This window comes from Pseudomonas sp. AC169 (assembly GCF_979258515.1).
In genome coordinates, this window is the sequence record NZ_OZ409866.1 from 1,071,663 (window position 1) to 1,087,281 (window position 15,619).

General features: G+C 60.1%; 11 protein-coding genes and 2 pseudogenes. 11 read left to right on the forward strand and 2 right to left on the reverse strand.

The annotated features are described in order from the left end of the window. Window positions 1-22 precede the first annotated feature (22 nt). From ACZZ0G_RS04855 to ACZZ0G_RS04875, 5 genes and pseudogenes are all read left to right on the forward strand, one after another. Window positions 23-619, forward strand: coding sequence for a biliverdin-producing heme oxygenase (locus ACZZ0G_RS04855; protein ID WP_463555477.1), 597 nt, complete (start codon window positions 23-25; stop codon window positions 617-619). A gap of 153 nt (window positions 620-772) precedes the next feature. Then, window positions 773-1,162 (forward strand): YbaN family protein, encoded by a 390-nt coding sequence (locus tag ACZZ0G_RS04860; RefSeq protein WP_463555478.1) that lies wholly within the window; start codon window positions 773-775, stop codon window positions 1,160-1,162. 484 nt (window positions 1,163-1,646) lie between these two features. Continuing rightward, window positions 1,647-2,654 (forward strand): annotated as a pseudogene (locus ACZZ0G_RS04865) (methyl-accepting chemotaxis protein); the annotation flags it as partial. Window positions 2,655-2,984: 330 nt separating this feature from the next. After that, window positions 2,985-3,512 (forward strand): annotated as a pseudogene (locus ACZZ0G_RS04870) (methyl-accepting chemotaxis protein); the annotation flags it as partial. Between the two features lie 191 nt (window positions 3,513-3,703). Beyond that, window positions 3,704-5,053: a CoA transferase gene (locus ACZZ0G_RS04875; protein ID WP_463555479.1), complete on the forward strand. Its 1,350-nt coding sequence runs from the start codon at window positions 3,704-3,706 to the stop codon at window positions 5,051-5,053. A 466-nt stretch (window positions 5,054-5,519) separates the two neighbouring features. On the opposite strand, the gene ACZZ0G_RS04880 is transcribed toward ACZZ0G_RS04875, so the two are convergent. Together ACZZ0G_RS04880 and arcD (ACZZ0G_RS04885) are read right to left on the reverse strand one after the other, a co-directional pair. Next, window positions 5,520-6,383: a DNA-3-methyladenine glycosylase family protein gene (locus ACZZ0G_RS04880; RefSeq protein ID WP_463555480.1), complete on the reverse strand. Its 864-nt coding sequence runs from the start codon at window positions 6,381-6,383 to the stop codon at window positions 5,520-5,522. Then, on the reverse strand, window positions 6,380-7,807 hold the full coding sequence (gene arcD, locus ACZZ0G_RS04885) for an arginine-ornithine antiporter (RefSeq protein WP_463555481.1): 1,428 nt from the start codon (window positions 7,805-7,807) through the stop codon (window positions 6,380-6,382). The genes ACZZ0G_RS04880 and arcD (ACZZ0G_RS04885) overlap by 4 nt, the downstream gene beginning before the upstream one ends. A 437-nt stretch (window positions 7,808-8,244) precedes the next feature. Here arcD (ACZZ0G_RS04885) and arcD (ACZZ0G_RS04890) point away from each other — a divergent pair, with 437 nt between their 5' ends. The 6 genes from arcD (ACZZ0G_RS04890) to ACZZ0G_RS04915 all read left to right on the forward strand — a co-directional run bounded on the left by arcD (ACZZ0G_RS04890) (window position 8,245) and on the right by ACZZ0G_RS04915 (window position 15,594). Further along, complete coding sequence (gene arcD, locus ACZZ0G_RS04890; RefSeq protein ID WP_463555482.1) at window positions 8,245-9,672, forward strand: arginine-ornithine antiporter; 1,428 nt, start codon at window positions 8,245-8,247, stop codon at window positions 9,670-9,672. A gap of 33 nt (window positions 9,673-9,705) precedes the next feature. Further along, window positions 9,706-10,962, forward strand: coding sequence for an arginine deiminase (gene arcA, locus ACZZ0G_RS04895; protein WP_463555483.1), 1,257 nt, complete (start codon window positions 9,706-9,708; stop codon window positions 10,960-10,962). 69 nt (window positions 10,963-11,031) lie between these two features. Continuing rightward, the gene (locus ACZZ0G_RS04900) at window positions 11,032-12,042 is read left to right on the forward strand and encodes an ornithine carbamoyltransferase (RefSeq protein WP_463555484.1); all 1,011 of its coding nucleotides are present in this window, start codon (window positions 11,032-11,034) and stop codon (window positions 12,040-12,042) included. Between the two features lie 141 nt (window positions 12,043-12,183). Further along, window positions 12,184-13,113, forward strand: coding sequence for a carbamate kinase (arcC, locus tag ACZZ0G_RS04905; protein ID WP_463555485.1), 930 nt, complete (start codon window positions 12,184-12,186; stop codon window positions 13,111-13,113). Between the two features lie 62 nt (window positions 13,114-13,175). Continuing rightward, window positions 13,176-13,538, forward strand: a complete 363-nt coding sequence (locus tag ACZZ0G_RS04910; RefSeq protein WP_463555487.1) for a DUF5064 family protein — start codon at window positions 13,176-13,178, stop codon at window positions 13,536-13,538. 547 nt (window positions 13,539-14,085) lie between these two features. Then, the gene (locus ACZZ0G_RS04915) at window positions 14,086-15,594 is read left to right on the forward strand and encodes a sigma-54-dependent transcriptional regulator (protein WP_463555489.1); all 1,509 of its coding nucleotides are present in this window, start codon (window positions 14,086-14,088) and stop codon (window positions 15,592-15,594) included. Window positions 15,595-15,619 lie beyond the last annotated feature (25 nt).

The window sequence follows — 15,619 nt, forward strand, 5'->3', positions numbered from 1 at the left end:
CCTCTTTTATCAAGGACATGTCATGACCACTTCGGAAAAAGCCCTGCGTTCACAACGCCTGAACCAGATCACCCACGAGCCGCACAGCAAGCTCGACGCCCTGGTCAAAGCCCACGCGCCGTTCGAGACCCGCGCCAATTTCGCCCGTTTTGTCGTCGCGCAATACCTGTTCCAGTCAGAACTGGTCGACCTGTACAACGACGCCGAACTGACCGCCATCGTGCCTGATCTGCCGGCCCGTTGCCGCGCCGAAGCGGCCAAAGCTGACCTCGCCGACCTCGACACCGAAGTACCGGCACCGGTCGCAGGTGCAGTGAAAAACCCGAGCAAGGCGCGCGCGCTGGGCTGGATCTTTGTCTCCGAAGGTTCGAAGCTCGGCGCGGCGTTCCTGATCAAACGTGCCGTGGCGCTGGAGCTGAGCGAAACCTTTGGCGCCCGTCACCTGGGTGAGCCTGAAGGTGGCCGTGCCGAGGGCTGGAAAAGCTTCGTGCGCACCCTCGACTCGTTGCAGTTCACTGCCGAGGAAGAAGCCGAAGTAGAGCAAGGCGCGATTGATGCGTTCAACCGCTTCACCGTACTGCTGGAACAGGCTTACGCCACTGAAGCCGAAATGGCCTGACACAACACACACCCCCCTGTAGGAGCTGCCGAAGGCTGCGATCTTTTGATGTTGTTTTCAAGATCAAAAGATCGCAGCCTTCGGCAGCTCCTACAGGGGAACTGCGTAAGCCTGTAAGATCTCCCTTCCGCTTCAGAAGCCACCGCTGAGCCCATGCCGCAACCCGCCTCCTCGAAAATCGCCCGTGTGCTGTTCGGCCTGCTGGCCTACGTCAGCCTCGGCATCGGCCTGATCGCCATTGTCGTGCCCGGTCTGCCGACCACCGAGTTCATCCTTCTCGCCGCCTGGGCCGCGACTCGCAGTTCGCCGCGCCTGAGTGCCTGGCTGGAAAACCATCGCCTGTTCGGACCGATCCTGAGCAACTGGCGCAATGGCAAGATCATCGCGCGCAAGGCCAAGGTCAGCGCGACGGTGAGCATGTTGCTCTGCGCGACTTTAATGCTGGTGATGCTCGACCACGGCTGGCCGGTCTATCTGGCGATTGCCGGGATGAGCCTGGGCAATTTGTGGATCTGGTCACGTCCGGAATCCATCCGGGTCTGAACTGACCCGTCTTCACACTGAAACATCCCTGTAATTATTCGCTTTTTCAGCACTTTCCCCTGCGCAAACGTTTAGCGCTGACCGTCCGTCGGCACGCGCCTCATGCCCTCTGCTTCTACGCCGATGAGCATTGAATGGCGCTGAATGGATTTGGCGAACCGGATAGTTCATATCCGCCTGCCACCCGTTTATTCATTCGCGAGATCGCCCCATGTTCGACTCTCTGTCCATTCGCCTGAAAATCGTCCTGCTCTCCGGCCTGTGCCTGCTCGGTGTAGTCGCGCTGATCGTCGGCATGAACATCTACCAGACCAACCAGAACGACGAACTGGTCAGCAACTCCAGCAATAAATTGCTCACCGCCAGTGTGCAGAATCTGTTGCAAGCCAAAGCCGCCGAACAAGCGGTGCGGGTGCAGAAAACCTTCGGCGAAAGCCTGACGGTGATCACTGCCGTAGCGGATCAGATCAAGGACATGCGCGTCATGGCCGCCAAGCGCTCACTGGACGCCGGCGCCTTGCGCGAAGAGTTGAACCTGAGCCTGAAAACCGCCTTCGAGCGCAACGATAAAGTGCTGGGCATCTGGCTCGCCTTCGAACCGGACGCACTCGACGGCAAGGACAGCGAATTCGCCAACGACGCCGCCCGCCAGTCCAACGAAGCCGGACGTTTTGCCACGTACTGGAGTCGCGCCGCCGGCGCCTCACTGAACACGATCATGGTCGAAGAGGACCTGACCAAAACCACCCTCAGCGTCAGCGGCACACCCTATAACAGTTGGTACACCTGCCCTCGCGACAACAAGCGCACCTGCCTGCTCGACCCGTACGCCGACACCGTCGGCGGCAAGGAAATGCTCATGACGACCATTTCCGTTCCGTTGATCGTCGACGGCAAAGCTATCGGCGTGGTCGGTGTCGACATCGCTCTCGATGCCCTGCAAGCAGCGGCCGTGGATTCCCAGCGCACCCTGTTCAACAACGCCGGGCACATGCTGATCGTCTCTGGCAGCGGCGTGCTCGGGGCTGACAGCTCCGACGCGGCCAAGGTCGGCAAAAAGATCAACGACACCCTCGGCGCCGACGGCCAGGATGTGCTGCAACTGCTGACCTCCGGCACACCGAAGATTCTCGAACAGGGCGACTTGATTCGCGCTGTTTACCCGGTCGACCCGATCGGCAACTCGCGCGCCTGGGGCGTGGTCATCGATCTGCCGAAACAAGTGCTGCTGGCCGACTCGGTCAAGCTGCAAGCGGTCCTCGACGATGCCCAGGAAACCGGCGTGATTACTGCGCTGCTGGTGGCTGTGGTCGCTGGCCTGGTCGGCCTGCTGCTGATCTGGCTGACCGCGTCCGGGGTGACTCGTCCAATCAACAGCGTTGCCGAGATGCTGAAGAACATCGCCAGCGGTGAAGGCGATCTGACCCAGCGTCTGAACTACGCCAAGAAAGATGAACTGGGCGAACTGGTGAACTGGTTCAACCGCTTCCTCGACAAGCTGCAACCGACCATCGCGCAGATCAAACAGAGCATCACCGAGGCGCGCGGCACCGCCGACCAGTCTTCGGAGATTGCCCGCCAGACCAGCGAAGGCATGCAGGTGCAGTTCCGCGAGATCGATCAGGTGGCCACCGCCTCCAACGAAATGAGCGCCACCGCCCATGACGTCGCCAACAGCGCATCGAACGCGGCCAATGCCGCGAAAGGTGCCGACCAGTCGGCCAAGGATGGCATGTCGATCATCGAGCGCAGCACCCGCGACATCAACCAACTGGCCGACGAAGTCAGCAAAGCGGTGACCGAGGTTGAAGCGCTGGCAGTCAACAGCGAGCAGATCGGTTCGGTGCTGGAAGTGATCCGCAGCATCGCCGAACAGACCAACCTGCTCGCCCTCAACGCCGCGATTGAAGCGGCCCGTGCCGGTGAGAGCGGCCGTGGTTTCGCCGTGGTCGCTGACGAAGTGCGCAACCTCGCCAAGCGCACTCAGGATTCGGTAGAAGAAATTCGCATCGTGATCGAGCGGATTCAGACCGGCACTCGTGGCGTGGTTGCGACCATGCATTCGAGCCAGACCCAGGCACACAACAACGCCGGGCAGATTCGTCAGGCGGTAGATGCGCTGGGCAAGATCAGCGACGCGGTGACGGTGATCAGCGACATGAACCTGCAGATTGCCAGTGCGGCTGAGCAGCAGAGTGCGGTGGCGGAAGAGGTCAATCGCAACGTGTCGGCGATTCGTACCGTCACCGAGACGCTGACCGAGCAAGCCACTGAATCCGCCGCGATCAGCAGCCAGCTCAATGCCCTGGCCAGTCAGCAGATGAAATTGATGGATCAGTTCCGCGTCTAGCAAACCTGCAAAAATCCCTGTGGGAGCGAGCCTGCTCGCGAAGACGGCAGCACATTCAACACTAATGTGACTGATCCAGCGCTTTCGCGAGCAGGCTCGCTCCCACAGGGGTGAGTGTTCACCTGCCGGGATTTCATCTGACTCGGGATTGTTTTGCACTATCATCGCCCTCTCGCTCCGGAGGGCCTTCGATGACTGATCTACTCACGTCCATTCAAGCCGCACTCGGCTTGCCGCACACGCCCGTTCCGTTCACCGATCGTGGCGCCCTGCCCTCGGCGTTCGCCGTTACCGACCTTGCCTGCGCCAGCATCGCCGCTGCCGGTCAGGCCGTCAGCCAATTGATCGAACAACAGACCGGTCACTTGCCCGCCGTTGAAGTCGATCGGCGTCTGGCCTCGTTCTGGTTCGCCACTTCAATCCGTCCTGTTGGCTGGCAAGTCCCGCCGCTGTGGGATCCAGTCGCTGGCGACTACCAGACCCGCGACGGCTGGATCCGTCTGCACACCAACGCCCCACATCACCGCGCCGCCGCTGAACGCGTGCTCGGTGCCTGCGCCGACCGTGCCGCGATGGCTGCCAAAGTCGCGCAATGGGCGAGTACGGATCTGGAGCAAGCGGTGGTCGCGGCCCAAGGTTGTGCCGCCGAGATGCGCAGTTGGCCGCAGTGGCAGAAGCATCCGCAGGGGCTGGCGGTGAATGCCGAGCCGCTGGTGCATTTCCTCGATTCGCGGGATGAAAGAAGCCAAGCGTGGCAAGGCTCGGTGGCGCAACCGTTGGCCGGGATCAAAGTACTGGATCTGACGCGCGTGCTCGCCGGCCCCACCGCCAGCCGTTTTCTCGCTGGCCTTGGCGCCAACGTGTTGCGCATCGATTCCCCGACCTGGAACGAGCCCGGTGTCGTTCCGGAAATGACCCTCGGCAAACGTTGCGCGCGACTGGATCTGCATGACCCGGCGGATCGTGCAGTTTTCGAGAGTTTATTGAGAGACGCCGACATTCTGCTGCACGGTTACCGCGCTGACGCACTGGAGCATCTCGGTTTCGGGGTTGAACGTCGCAGGCAACTGGCACCGGGCCTGATCGATGTCGGTCTCAACGCCTACGGCTGGAGCGGCCCGTGGCAGAACCGCCGCGGCTTCGACAGTCTGGTGCAGATGAGCAGCGGTATCGCCGAGGCCGGGCAGCAATGGATGCAGGCAGACAAACCGACGCCGTTGCCGGTGCAGGCGCTGGATCATGCGACTGGGTATTTGATGGCGGTGAGTGCGCTCAGGTTGCTGACTGAGCGGTTGCGCAACGGTCGGGGAGGCTCGGCACGGTTGTCGCTAGCGCGCACAGCGAAGCTGTTGGTCGAGCATGGGCCGGAGACAAGTGAAGCATTGCGGGCGGAAGATGAGCGGGATCAGGGTTCATTTCCGGAACAGACCCCGTGGGGCCCGGCGCATCGCTTGCAGGTACCGGTGAAGATCAGCGGCACGCCGATTCAGTGGTCGTTGCCGGCCACAGAATTGGGTTCTCATCGACCACAGTGGACTTAAAAAGCCCCTCACCCTAACCCTCTCCCAGAGGGAGAGGGGACCGATCGGGGAATATTGAAGAGATTCACCGACTTGAACGATTGACTCGGAATCCATAATCGACTCGGTCTTGCAGGTCGATGTACAACGCAAAACACCTCAGTCGGCCCACTCTCAGAGAAAGAGAGGGACTGATTCGGGGATACTGAAGAGATTCACCGACTTGAACGATCGGCTGTGAATCCATAATCGACTCGGTCTTTCAGGTCGATGTACAACGCAAAACCCCTCAGTCGACCCACTCTCAGAGAGAGAGGGACTGATTCGGGATATTGAAGAGATTCACCGACTTGAACGATCGGCTGTGAACCCATAATCGACTCGGTATTTCAGGTCGATGTACAGCGCAAGACACCTCGGTCGGCCCCCTCTACCTCTGGGAGAGAGCTGGGGTGAGGGCTGCAATTTCAGGCCGGGCGATGATCTATCAATCAGCGCGGCTCAAGGAAGTCCACAACAGCTGCGCCGCATACCCTCGATAGGGCCGCCAGGCCTCAGCGCGCAAAGACAATTCCCGCGCTGTCGGCCGCTCGCCTTCCAGCACTTCCAGCGCCCGCAACAACCCGACATCACCATGGGGAAAACCATCCAGATCGCGCAACTGCCGCAGCGCAATGTATTGCGCCGTCCACTCTCCAATCCCGTGCAACGCCAACAACCGCGCCACGCCACCCTCACGATTCGGCGCAAAAAATGCAGGCTCATCGAGCAACGCCTGCGCCACCCCCGACAGCGTGCGCCCGCGACTTTTCGGCATGCCCAACGCCGCCAGATCTGCCGCTGCCAACACGTCCGCCTCGGGAAACACATGGGTCAATCCGGGCATTGTCGAAGCCAACGGCGCGCCATATTGCGCAACCAGTTTCCCCGCCAAACGAATCGCCGCCGCCACCGTAATCTGCTGGCCGAGCACCGCGCGAAACGCCAACTCCAACCCGTCCCACGCCCCGGGAATCCGCAACCCCGGTCGTTCGGTAATCAACCGCGCCAGCAACCGATCATTCGCCAGATGCCCATGCATCACCGCCAGATCCGCATCCAGATCAAACATCCGCCGTAAGCGCAGAACAATCTCGGGCATCAACACCGGATCAGGAAAATCCAGCTCGACCTCTAGCGCATCCGCTGCCCCGAGCCAGACCGAAACAGTGCCATGGACCCCGTCCAAACCGATGCTGCGCGAATACACGCCATCCACCACGGTCTCGATCCCGACAATCGCCCGCGCCGCGAGAAACCCCAACATCGCCTCCCAGTCATACGGCCGCGCATACGCAAGCGACAACCTCACAACGACAGCAATCCGCTGTACAACCCATACGCCGCCAGCCCGGCGCCAATGATCACGCAGGTGAAAATGCCCTTCTCGACAGCGGTAAACAACGGTTCGCCCGCCTCATGCTTGGCCTTGGCAAACAGGATCACCCCCGGTGCATACAGCAACGCCGACAGCAGCAAATACTTCACCCCGCCGGCATACAACAACCACACCGCATAACCGAGAGCGATGCCGCCAATCAGCAGATCCTTGGTGCGCTCGGCCGAGGCATGCTCATAGGTTTCGCCGCGCCCGCTGAGCAACACCGCGTACGCCGCCGACCACAGATACGGCACGAGAATCATCGACGACGCCAGATAAATCAGGCTGGTGTAAGTGCCCGCCGAGAACAGCGTGATCAACAGGAAAATCTGGATCATCGCGTTGGTCAGCCACAACGCGTTGACCGGCACGTGATTCTTGTTTTCCTTTTTCAGGAATGCCGGCATGGTCTTGTCCTTGGCCGTGGCGAAGAGAATCTCCGCGCACAGCAACGCCCAGGACAACAGCGCACCGAGCAGGGAAATCGCCAGACCGATGCTGATCAATAGCGCGCCCCACGGCCCGACAATGTGTTCGAGCACCGCCGCCAGCGACGGATTCTGCAAATTCGCCAGCTCCGGCTGGCTCATGATCCCCAGCGACAGCACGTTGACCAGCACCAGGAGTGCCAGCACGCCGACAAATCCGATCACCGTGGCGCGACCGACATCACTGCGTTTTTCCGCCCGCGCCGAGTACACACTGGCGCCTTCGATGCCGATAAACACGAACACCGTGACCAGCATCATGTTGCGCACCTGATCCATCACTCCGCCGAAATTCGGGTTGCTGGTGCCCCAGATGTCACGGGTAAAAATATCAGCCTTGAATGCCACCGCCGCGATGACGATGAACATGATCAGCGGTACGACTTTGGCCACCGTGGTCAGCTGATTGATCAGCGCCGCTTCCTTGATCCCGCGCATCACCAGAAAATGCACAGCCCACAGCAGCACCGAGGCGCAGCCGATGGCGATCGGCGTGTTGCCTTGGCCAAACACCGGAAAGAAGTAACCGAGCGTGCTGAACAACAGGACGAAATAACCGACGTTGCCCAGCCAGGCGCTGATCCAGTAACCCCACGCCGAGGAAAACCCCATGTAGTCGCCAAACCCGGCCTTGGCGTAGGCATACACGCCGGAATCCAGTTCAGGCTTGCGATTGGCCAGGGTCTGAAAGACGAACGCTAGAGTCAGCATGCCGATCGCGGTAATCCCCCAACCGATCAGGATCGCCCCGGCATCGGCGCGTGCCGCCATGTTCTGCGGCAGCGAGAAAATCCCCCCGCCAATCATCGAACCCACCACCAAGGCGATCAACGCGCCTAATCGCAGCTTTTGCGTCGGTTGCGACATTTGAATCTCCATTAAGTACCGCGTGAGTTGTTATTTGTAACAACTATTAACTAAACGGATAAAGCTTGATCACGTTTATCAGGTAATACCGACAAACGCCCTTTTATATATAGCCGATGACGCTAACGCCTAGCACGTTAAGAAAGTTTTGTGCGCTGATCCCGATAATTCAATTCTGTACTGAAAACAGACGCTGAAAATTTGCCAAAAGCTGAAAAAGAACTAGCGTGATAATTCGAAAGTAATAATAGCCATTCCCAAAAATGTAGCCAGAAAGCCTCTAGGACGGGCCTTGCAGGCATTAGCTTTATGCCTTCAACCGAAGCCTAAGTCATTCATTAACAATGGAATGTGACCATGCACTGATCTAAGTCAGCTGTTTGAACAGACAACAGAACTACGCTGTGATCTCTTCTCTCCTGCAATGGAGTCATGCAATGTCTGAAGCTCCCGGAAAACTACGACTCGGTGCACTGGTTGCATTGGTAGTCGGCTCGATGATCGGTGGCGGGATATTTTCTTTGCCACAAAACATGGCGGCCAGCGCCGACGTCGGCGCGGTACTGATCGGTTGGGCGATCACCGCGGTCGGCATGCTCACCCTCGCTTTTGTCTTTCAAACCCTCGCCAATCGCAAGCCTGACCTGGACGGCGGTGTCTACGCCTACGCCAAGGCCGGTTTCGGCGATTACATGGGTTTCTCGTCCGCCTGGGGTTACTGGATCAGCGCCTGGCTGGGCAACGTCGGTTACTTCGTTTTGCTGTTCAGTACCCTCGGTTACTTCTTCCCGATTTTCGGTGAGGGCAATACCGTCGCAGCCGTGATCGGCGCCTCGGTGCTGCTGTGGGCCGTGCACTTTCTGGTGCTGCGCGGGATCAAGGAAGCGGCGTTCATCAACCTGGTGACCACGGTCGCCAAGGTCGTGCCGCTGCTGCTGTTCGTGCTGATCGCGGTGTTCGCCTTCAAACTGGACATCTTCACCGCCGACATCTGGGGCGTGAAAAACCCCGATCTGGGCAGTGTGATGAACCAGGTGCGCAACATGATGCTGGTCACCGTATGGGTGTTCATCGGCATCGAGGGCGCGAGCATCTTCTCCGCCCGTGCGGAAAAACGCTCGGACGTCGGCAAAGCCACCGTGATCGGCTTCATCACCGTGCTGTTGTTCCTCGTACTGGTGAACGTGCTGTCGCTGGGCATCATGACCCAACCGGAACTGGCGAAACTGCAGAACCCGTCGATGGCCGCCGTGCTTGAGCACGTGGTCGGTCACTGGGGCGCAGTGCTGATAAGCGTCGGCCTGATCATCTCGCTGCTGGGCGCGTTGCTGTCGTGGGTGCTGCTGTGCGCGGAGATCATGTTCGCCGCCGCCAAAGACCACACCATGCCCGAGTTCCTGCGCAAGGAAAACGCCAACCACGTACCGGTCAATGCCCTGTGGCTGACCAACGCGATGGTGCAGATTTTCCTGATCATCACGCTGTTCTCGGCCAGTACTTACCTGTCGCTGATCTACCTCGCCACTTCGATGATTTTGGTGCCGTACCTGTGGTCGGCGGCCTACGCCCTGCTGCTGGCGGTACGCGGCGAAAGTTACGAAGGCTTTGCGGCCGAACGGCGCAAGGATCTGATTATCGGCGGCATCGCGCTGATCTACGCGGTGTGGCTGCTGTATGCCGGCGGGGTCAAGTATCTGCTGCTCTCGGCCCTGCTCTACGCACCTGGCGCGATCCTGTTCGCCAAAGCCAAGCTGGAACTCAAACAACCGATTTTCACTAACGTCGAGAAGCTGATTTTCGCCGCAGTGGTCGTGGGTGCCCTGGTGGCTGCCTACGGTCTCTACGACGGCTTCCTGACTCTGTAACCCCTGATTGATTTGTTATCTGGAGGATCTGAAATGACCACGGAAAAAGTTAAGTACGGCGTCCATTCCGAAGCCGGCAAACTGCGCAAAGTCATGGTGTGCTCCCCAGGTCTGGCCCATCAGCGGCTGACCCCGAACAACTGCGATGAACTGCTGTTCGACGACGTGCTCTGGGTGGCCCAGGCCAAGCGTGACCACTTCGACTTCGTCACCAAGATGCGCGAGCGCGGCATCGACGTGCTGGAAATGCACAACCTGCTGACCGACATCGTCGCGATCCCGGAAGCGCTGGACTGGATTCTCGAGCGCAAGGTCACCGCCGATTCGGTGGGCCTGGGCCTGATCAGCGAAGTGAAGTCCTGGCTGAAAAGCCTCGAGCCACGACACATCGCCGAGTTCCTGATTGGCGGCGTCTCCGCCGATGATCTGCCGGACAGCTTCGGTGGCAAGACCATCCAGATGTTCCGCGACTTCCTCGGCCACTCCAGCTTCATTCTGCCGCCGCTGCCGAACACTCAGTTCACCCGCGACACCACTTGCTGGATCTACGGTGGCGTGACGCTGAACCCGATGTACTGGCCGGCGCGCCGTCAGGAAACCCTGCTGACCACCGCCATCTACAAATTCCATCCACAGTTCACCAACGCCGAATTCGAAATCTGGTACGGCGACCCGGACAAGGAACACGGCAGCTCGACCCTTGAAGGCGGCGACGTCATGCCGATCGGCAACGGCGTGGTGCTGATCGGCATGGGCGAGCGCTCATCGCGTCAGGCCATCGGCCAACTGGCGCTGAACCTGTTCAAGAACAAAGCCGTGGAAAAAGTCATCGTTGCCGGCCTGCCGAAGTCCCGCGCGGCGATGCACCTGGACACCGTGTTCAGCTTCTGCGATCGCGACTTGGTGACGATTTTCCCGGAAGTGGTCAACCAGATTGTCGCCTTCACCCTGCGTCCTGACGAAAGCAAACAGGGCGGCATCGACATCCGCCGCGAAGAAGGCACCTTCCTCGACACCGTGGCCAAAGCCCTCAACCTGCCGAAGCTGCGCGTGGTGGAAACCGGTGGCAACAGCTTCGCCGCTGAACGCGAGCAATGGGACGACGGCAACAACGTGGTGGCCGTGGAACCGGGCGTGGTCATCGGCTACGACCGCAACACCTACACCAACACCCTGCTGCGCAAGGCCGGCGTGGAAGTCATCACCATCAGCGCCGGTGAACTGGGCCGAGGCCGTGGCGGCGGCCACTGCATGACCTGCCCGATCGTGCGTGACCCAATCGATTACTAAACCTCTGAGCCCTGGCCGGCACTTACAGCGTGCGGCCAGGGGGATAACCGACACCGAAGGAGATCCATCATGGCTTTTAACATTCACAACCGTAACCTGCTCAGCCTGGAACACCACACCCCACGTGAGCTGCGTTACCTGCTCGACCTGTCCCGCGACCTCAAACGCGCCAAGTACACCGGCACCGAGCAACAACACCTGAAGGGCAACAACATCGCCCTGATCTTCGAAAAAACCTCGACCCGCACCCGTTGCGCCTTCGAAGTGGCGGCCTATGACCAAGGCGCCAACGTCACTTACATCGACCCGAACTCCTCGCAGATCGGCCACAAGGAAAGCATGAAAGACACCGCCCGCGTGCTGGGGCGCATGTACGACGCTATCGAGTACCGTGGCTTCAAACAGGAAATCGTCGAAGAGCTGGCCAAGTTCGCTGGTGTGCCGGTGTTCAACGGTCTGACCGACGAATATCACCCGACGCAAATGATCGCCGACGTGCTGACCATGCGTGAACACGCCGACAAGCCGATCCATGAAATCAGCTACGCCTACCTCGGCGACGCGCGAAACAACATGGGCAACTCGCTGCTGCTGGTCGGCGCCAAACTGGGTATGGACGTGCGCATCTGCGCGCCAAAAGCCCTGTGGCCGCTGGATGATCTGGTCGAGCGCTGCAACAAATACGCGGAAGAAAGCGGTGCGCGCATCACCCTGACTGAAGACCCGAAAGCGGCGGTCAAAGGCGTCGACTTCATTCACACCGACGTTTGGGTGTCGATGGGCGAGCCGGTGGAAGCCTGGGCCGAGCGGATCCAGCAACTGCTGCCGTATCAGGTCAATGCCGAGCTGATGAAAGCCAGCGGCAACCCGCGCACCAAGTTCATGCACTGCCTGCCGGCGTTCCACAACAGCGATACCAAGGTCGGCAAACAGATTGCCGAGCAGTATCCGCATCTGAAAAACGGTATCGAAGTGACCGACGACGTGTTCGAGTCCCCAGCCTGCATCGCCTTCGAGCAAGCGGAAAACCGCATGCACACGATCAAGGCGATTCTGGTTTCGACCCTGGCTGATCTGTAACAACTGCTTATCCATGATCGTTCCCACGCTCCCGCGTGGGAATGCATCCCGTGACGCTCTGCGTCACAGCGGACGCGGAGCGTCCGTGGCGGCATTCCCACGCAGAGCGTGGGAACGATCACTACGAAAAGGACATGCACCATGCGTATCGTCGTAGCTCTGGGCGGTAACGCCCTGCTCCGCCGTGGTGAACCGATGACCGCTGACAATCAGCGCGCCAACATCCGCATCGCCACCGAGCAAATCGCCAAGATCCATGCCGGCAACCAACTGGTCATCGCCCATGGCAATGGCCCGCAAGTCGGCCTGCTGTCGCTGCAAGCGGCGGCCTACACCTCCGTCACCCCTTACCCGCTGGACGTGCTCGGTGCGGAAACCGAAGGCATGATCGGCTACATCATCGAACAGGAACTGGGCAACCTGCTCGACTTCGAAGTGCCGTTCGCCACCCTGCTGACCCAGGTTGAAGTCGACGCCAAGGATCCGGCCTTCCAGAACCCGACCAAACCGATCGGCCCGGTTTACGACAAAGCCGAGGCGGAAAAACTCGCCGCCGACAAAGGCTGGGCGATTGCCCCGGACGGCGACAAGTTCCGCCGCGTGGTGGCCAGTCCACGGCCAAAACGCATCTTCGAAATCCGTCCAATCAAGTGGCTGCTGGACAAGGGCAGCATCGTGATTTGCGCCGGGGGCGGCGGGATTCCGACCATGTACGACGAGAACCGCAACCTCAAAGGCATCGAGGCGGTGATCGACAAAGACCTCTGCTCGTCGCTGCTCGCCGAGCAACTGGAAGCCGACTTATTGGTGATCGCCACGGACGTCAACGCGGCGTTCATCGACTATGGCAAACCGACGCAGAAAGCCATCGCCGAAGCGCATCCGGATGAGCTCGAACGCCTTGGTTTCGCCGCTGGTTCCATGGGGCCGAAGGTGCAGGCAGCCTGCGAATTCGCGCGCCATACTGGCAAGGTTGCGGTGATCGGTTCGCTGGCGGATATCGAAGCCATCGTTCAGGGCACCGCCGGCACTCGCGTAACCACCGCGAAGCCGGGCATCAGCTATCGATAATTAGAAACTCCGGGGGCAGACCGAGGGTCTGCCCTTCTCCCATGCCTTGAAAGGAGAAAACCATGGCCCAATTCGAACCTGGTCATTTGCACATCGAGCGGCATGCGTTGACCGACGATGACGTCAGTTACAACGTGCACCTCGACTATGAAGTGTTCACCGATCCGCAGAAAGGCAAAGGGATACAGTTCACCCTGCACGGCAGCATGCAAGGCAAGGACATGAAGGAAACGTTTTTCCTGCCCAAGGAAGAGGCCTACAACTTTGCCCGCGATGTGACCCGGATTGCCGAGAAGTACGGGATTCCCAAGGCTCATAGCCAGATCGGTTCGGTGCACAAACATTACGATTTGATGTTTGAAGACATTCGGCAGAAGTTGAATATGCAATCGGGGGATCCGGTCAATCCTGAGCATTTCGAGTAAACCGTAAAAGCCCCTCACCCTAGCCCTCTCCCGGAGGGAGAGGGGACTGACCGGGGGATGCTGCAGAGTTACGCCGACCTGATCCAGCTCTACCGAATCCATAATCGACTGGCTACCTCAGGTCGATGTCAAACCCAAGACACCTCGGTCAGCTCCCTCTCCCTCCGGAGAGGGCTGGGGTGAGGGGACTGATTGGGGGATGCTTTAGCGTTACGCCGACCTGGCCCTACATCACTGAATCCATAATCGACTCGATTTTTCAGGTCACCGTATAGCGCCAGACGCCTCGGTCGGCCCCCTCTCCCTCCGGGAGAGGGCTGGGGTGAGGGGGCTGATTGGAGGATGCTTTAGCATTACGCCGACCTGGCCCTGCATCACTGAATCCAAAATCGACTCGATTTTTCAGGTCGCCGTATAGCGCCAGACACCTCGGTCGGCCCCCTCTCCCTCCGGGAGAGGGCTGGGGTGAGGGTGCTTTTGCTTTCACCTCTCTCCAAGCCCAAGGCATACTTGCCACCCTCCGCTCTGCAGATCACTGAATCGCCCCATGCGTATCCACGTCAGTTTCATCGACCGCGTCGGCATCACCCAGGAAGTCCTGGCTATCCTCGGTGGGCGCAATCTCAATCTGGATGCGGTGGAGATGATCCCGCCGAACGTCTACATCGACGCGCCGACCCTGAGCCCACAAGTGCTCGAAGAGCTGAAAGATGCGTTGTTCCGCGTGCTCGGCGTGGAAGCGGTGACCGTGGTCGACATCCTCCCTGGCCAGCGTCGGCACTTGCAGCTCGATGCCTTGCTGGCGGCGATGACCGACCCGGTGTTGGCCCTCGACAGCGCCGGCAAGGTGCTGCTGGCCAACCCGGCATTGATCGCCTTGTACGGTCGTGAACCGGCGGGGGAAAGTGTCGCTGAACTGTTCAACGATCCCGGCCTGCTCGACACCTTGCTCGAACACGGCTTCCGTTTGCCGCTGCGCGAAATCACCGTCAACGGTCAGACCTTGCTGCTCGACGCCACGCCGATCACTGACGCCGGCGCCCTGCTGACGCTCTATCAACCGAATCGCATCGGCGAACAACTCTCGGCACTGCACCACGACCACGCCGAAGGTTTCGATGCGCTGCTCGGTGAATCCCCGGCGATCCGCACCCTCAAGGCCCGCGCGCAACGTGTAGCAGCCCTCGATGCACCGCTGCTGATTCAAGGCGAAACCGGCACCGGCAAAGAACTCGTCGCCCGTGCCTGCCACGCGATCAGTGCGCGGCACAGTGCGCCGTTTCTGGCGTTGAACTGCGCAGCGCTGCCGGAGAACCTCGCCGAGAGCGAACTGTTCGGCTACGCCCCCGGCGCCTTCACCGGCGCAGCGCGTGGCGGCAAACCGGGGCTGATGGAACTGGCCAACCAGGGCACGGTGTTTCTCGATGAGATCGGCGAGATGTCGCCGTACTTGCAGGCCAAATTGCTGCGTTTCTTGAACGACGGCAGTTTCCGTCGCGTGGGCGGTGATCGTGAAGTGAAGGTCAACGTGCGCATCCTCAGCGCGACCCACCGCGATCTGGAAAAAATGGTCAGCGAAGGCTTGTTTCGCGAAGACCTGTTCTATCGCCTAAACGTGCTGAACGTTGAAGTGCCGCCGCTGCGTGAACGCGGCCAGGACATTCTGTTGTTGGCGCGGTATTTCATGCAGCAGGCCTGCGCGCAGATCCAGCGCCCGGTCTGCCGTCTCGCCCCGGGGACTTACCCGGCCCTGCTCGGCAATCGCTGGCCGGGTAACGTGCGGCAATTGCAGAACGTGATCTTCCGCGCGGCAGCGATCTGCGAGAGCAGCCTGGTGGATATCGGCGACCTCGACATCGCCGGCACCTCCGTCGCACGGCAAACCGACAGCGATGTCGACAGCCTCGAGCAAGCGGTCGAGTCCTTCGAAAAAACGCTGCTGGAAAAACTCTACGTCAGCTACCCCTCGACCCGCCAACTGGCCAGCCGCCTGCAAACTTCGCACACGGCCATCGCCCATCGCCTGCGCAAGTACGGCATCCCGGGTAAACCTTAGCCAGCACAAACGCTTGGTGGCCATA

Excerpts from the sequence above, each read along its gene's own strand:
- arcC (WP_463555485.1), top strand. The coding sequence starts at position 12,184 with ATGCGTATCGTCGTAGCTCTGGGCGGTAACGCCCTGCTCCGCCGTGGT.
- ACZZ0G_RS04910 (WP_463555487.1), top strand. The coding sequence starts at position 13,176 with ATGGCCCAATTCGAACCTGGTCATTTGCACATCGAGCGGCATGCGTTG.
- arcD (WP_463555482.1), top strand. The coding sequence starts at position 8,245 with ATGTCTGAAGCTCCCGGAAAACTACGACTCGGTGCACTGGTTGCATTG.
- arcD (WP_463555481.1), bottom strand. The coding sequence starts at position 7,807 with ATGTCGCAACCGACGCAAAAGCTGCGATTAGGCGCGTTGATCGCCTTG.
- ACZZ0G_RS04900 (WP_463555484.1), top strand. The coding sequence starts at position 11,032 with ATGGCTTTTAACATTCACAACCGTAACCTGCTCAGCCTGGAACACCAC.
- ACZZ0G_RS04915 (WP_463555489.1), top strand. The coding sequence starts at position 14,086 with ATGCGTATCCACGTCAGTTTCATCGACCGCGTCGGCATCACCCAGGAA.
- ACZZ0G_RS04875 (WP_463555479.1), top strand. The coding sequence starts at position 3,704 with ATGACTGATCTACTCACGTCCATTCAAGCCGCACTCGGCTTGCCGCAC.
- arcA (WP_463555483.1), top strand. The coding sequence starts at position 9,706 with ATGACCACGGAAAAAGTTAAGTACGGCGTCCATTCCGAAGCCGGCAAA.
- ACZZ0G_RS04860 (WP_463555478.1), top strand. The coding sequence starts at position 773 with ATGCCGCAACCCGCCTCCTCGAAAATCGCCCGTGTGCTGTTCGGCCTG.
- ACZZ0G_RS04855 (WP_463555477.1), top strand. The coding sequence starts at position 23 with ATGACCACTTCGGAAAAAGCCCTGCGTTCACAACGCCTGAACCAGATC.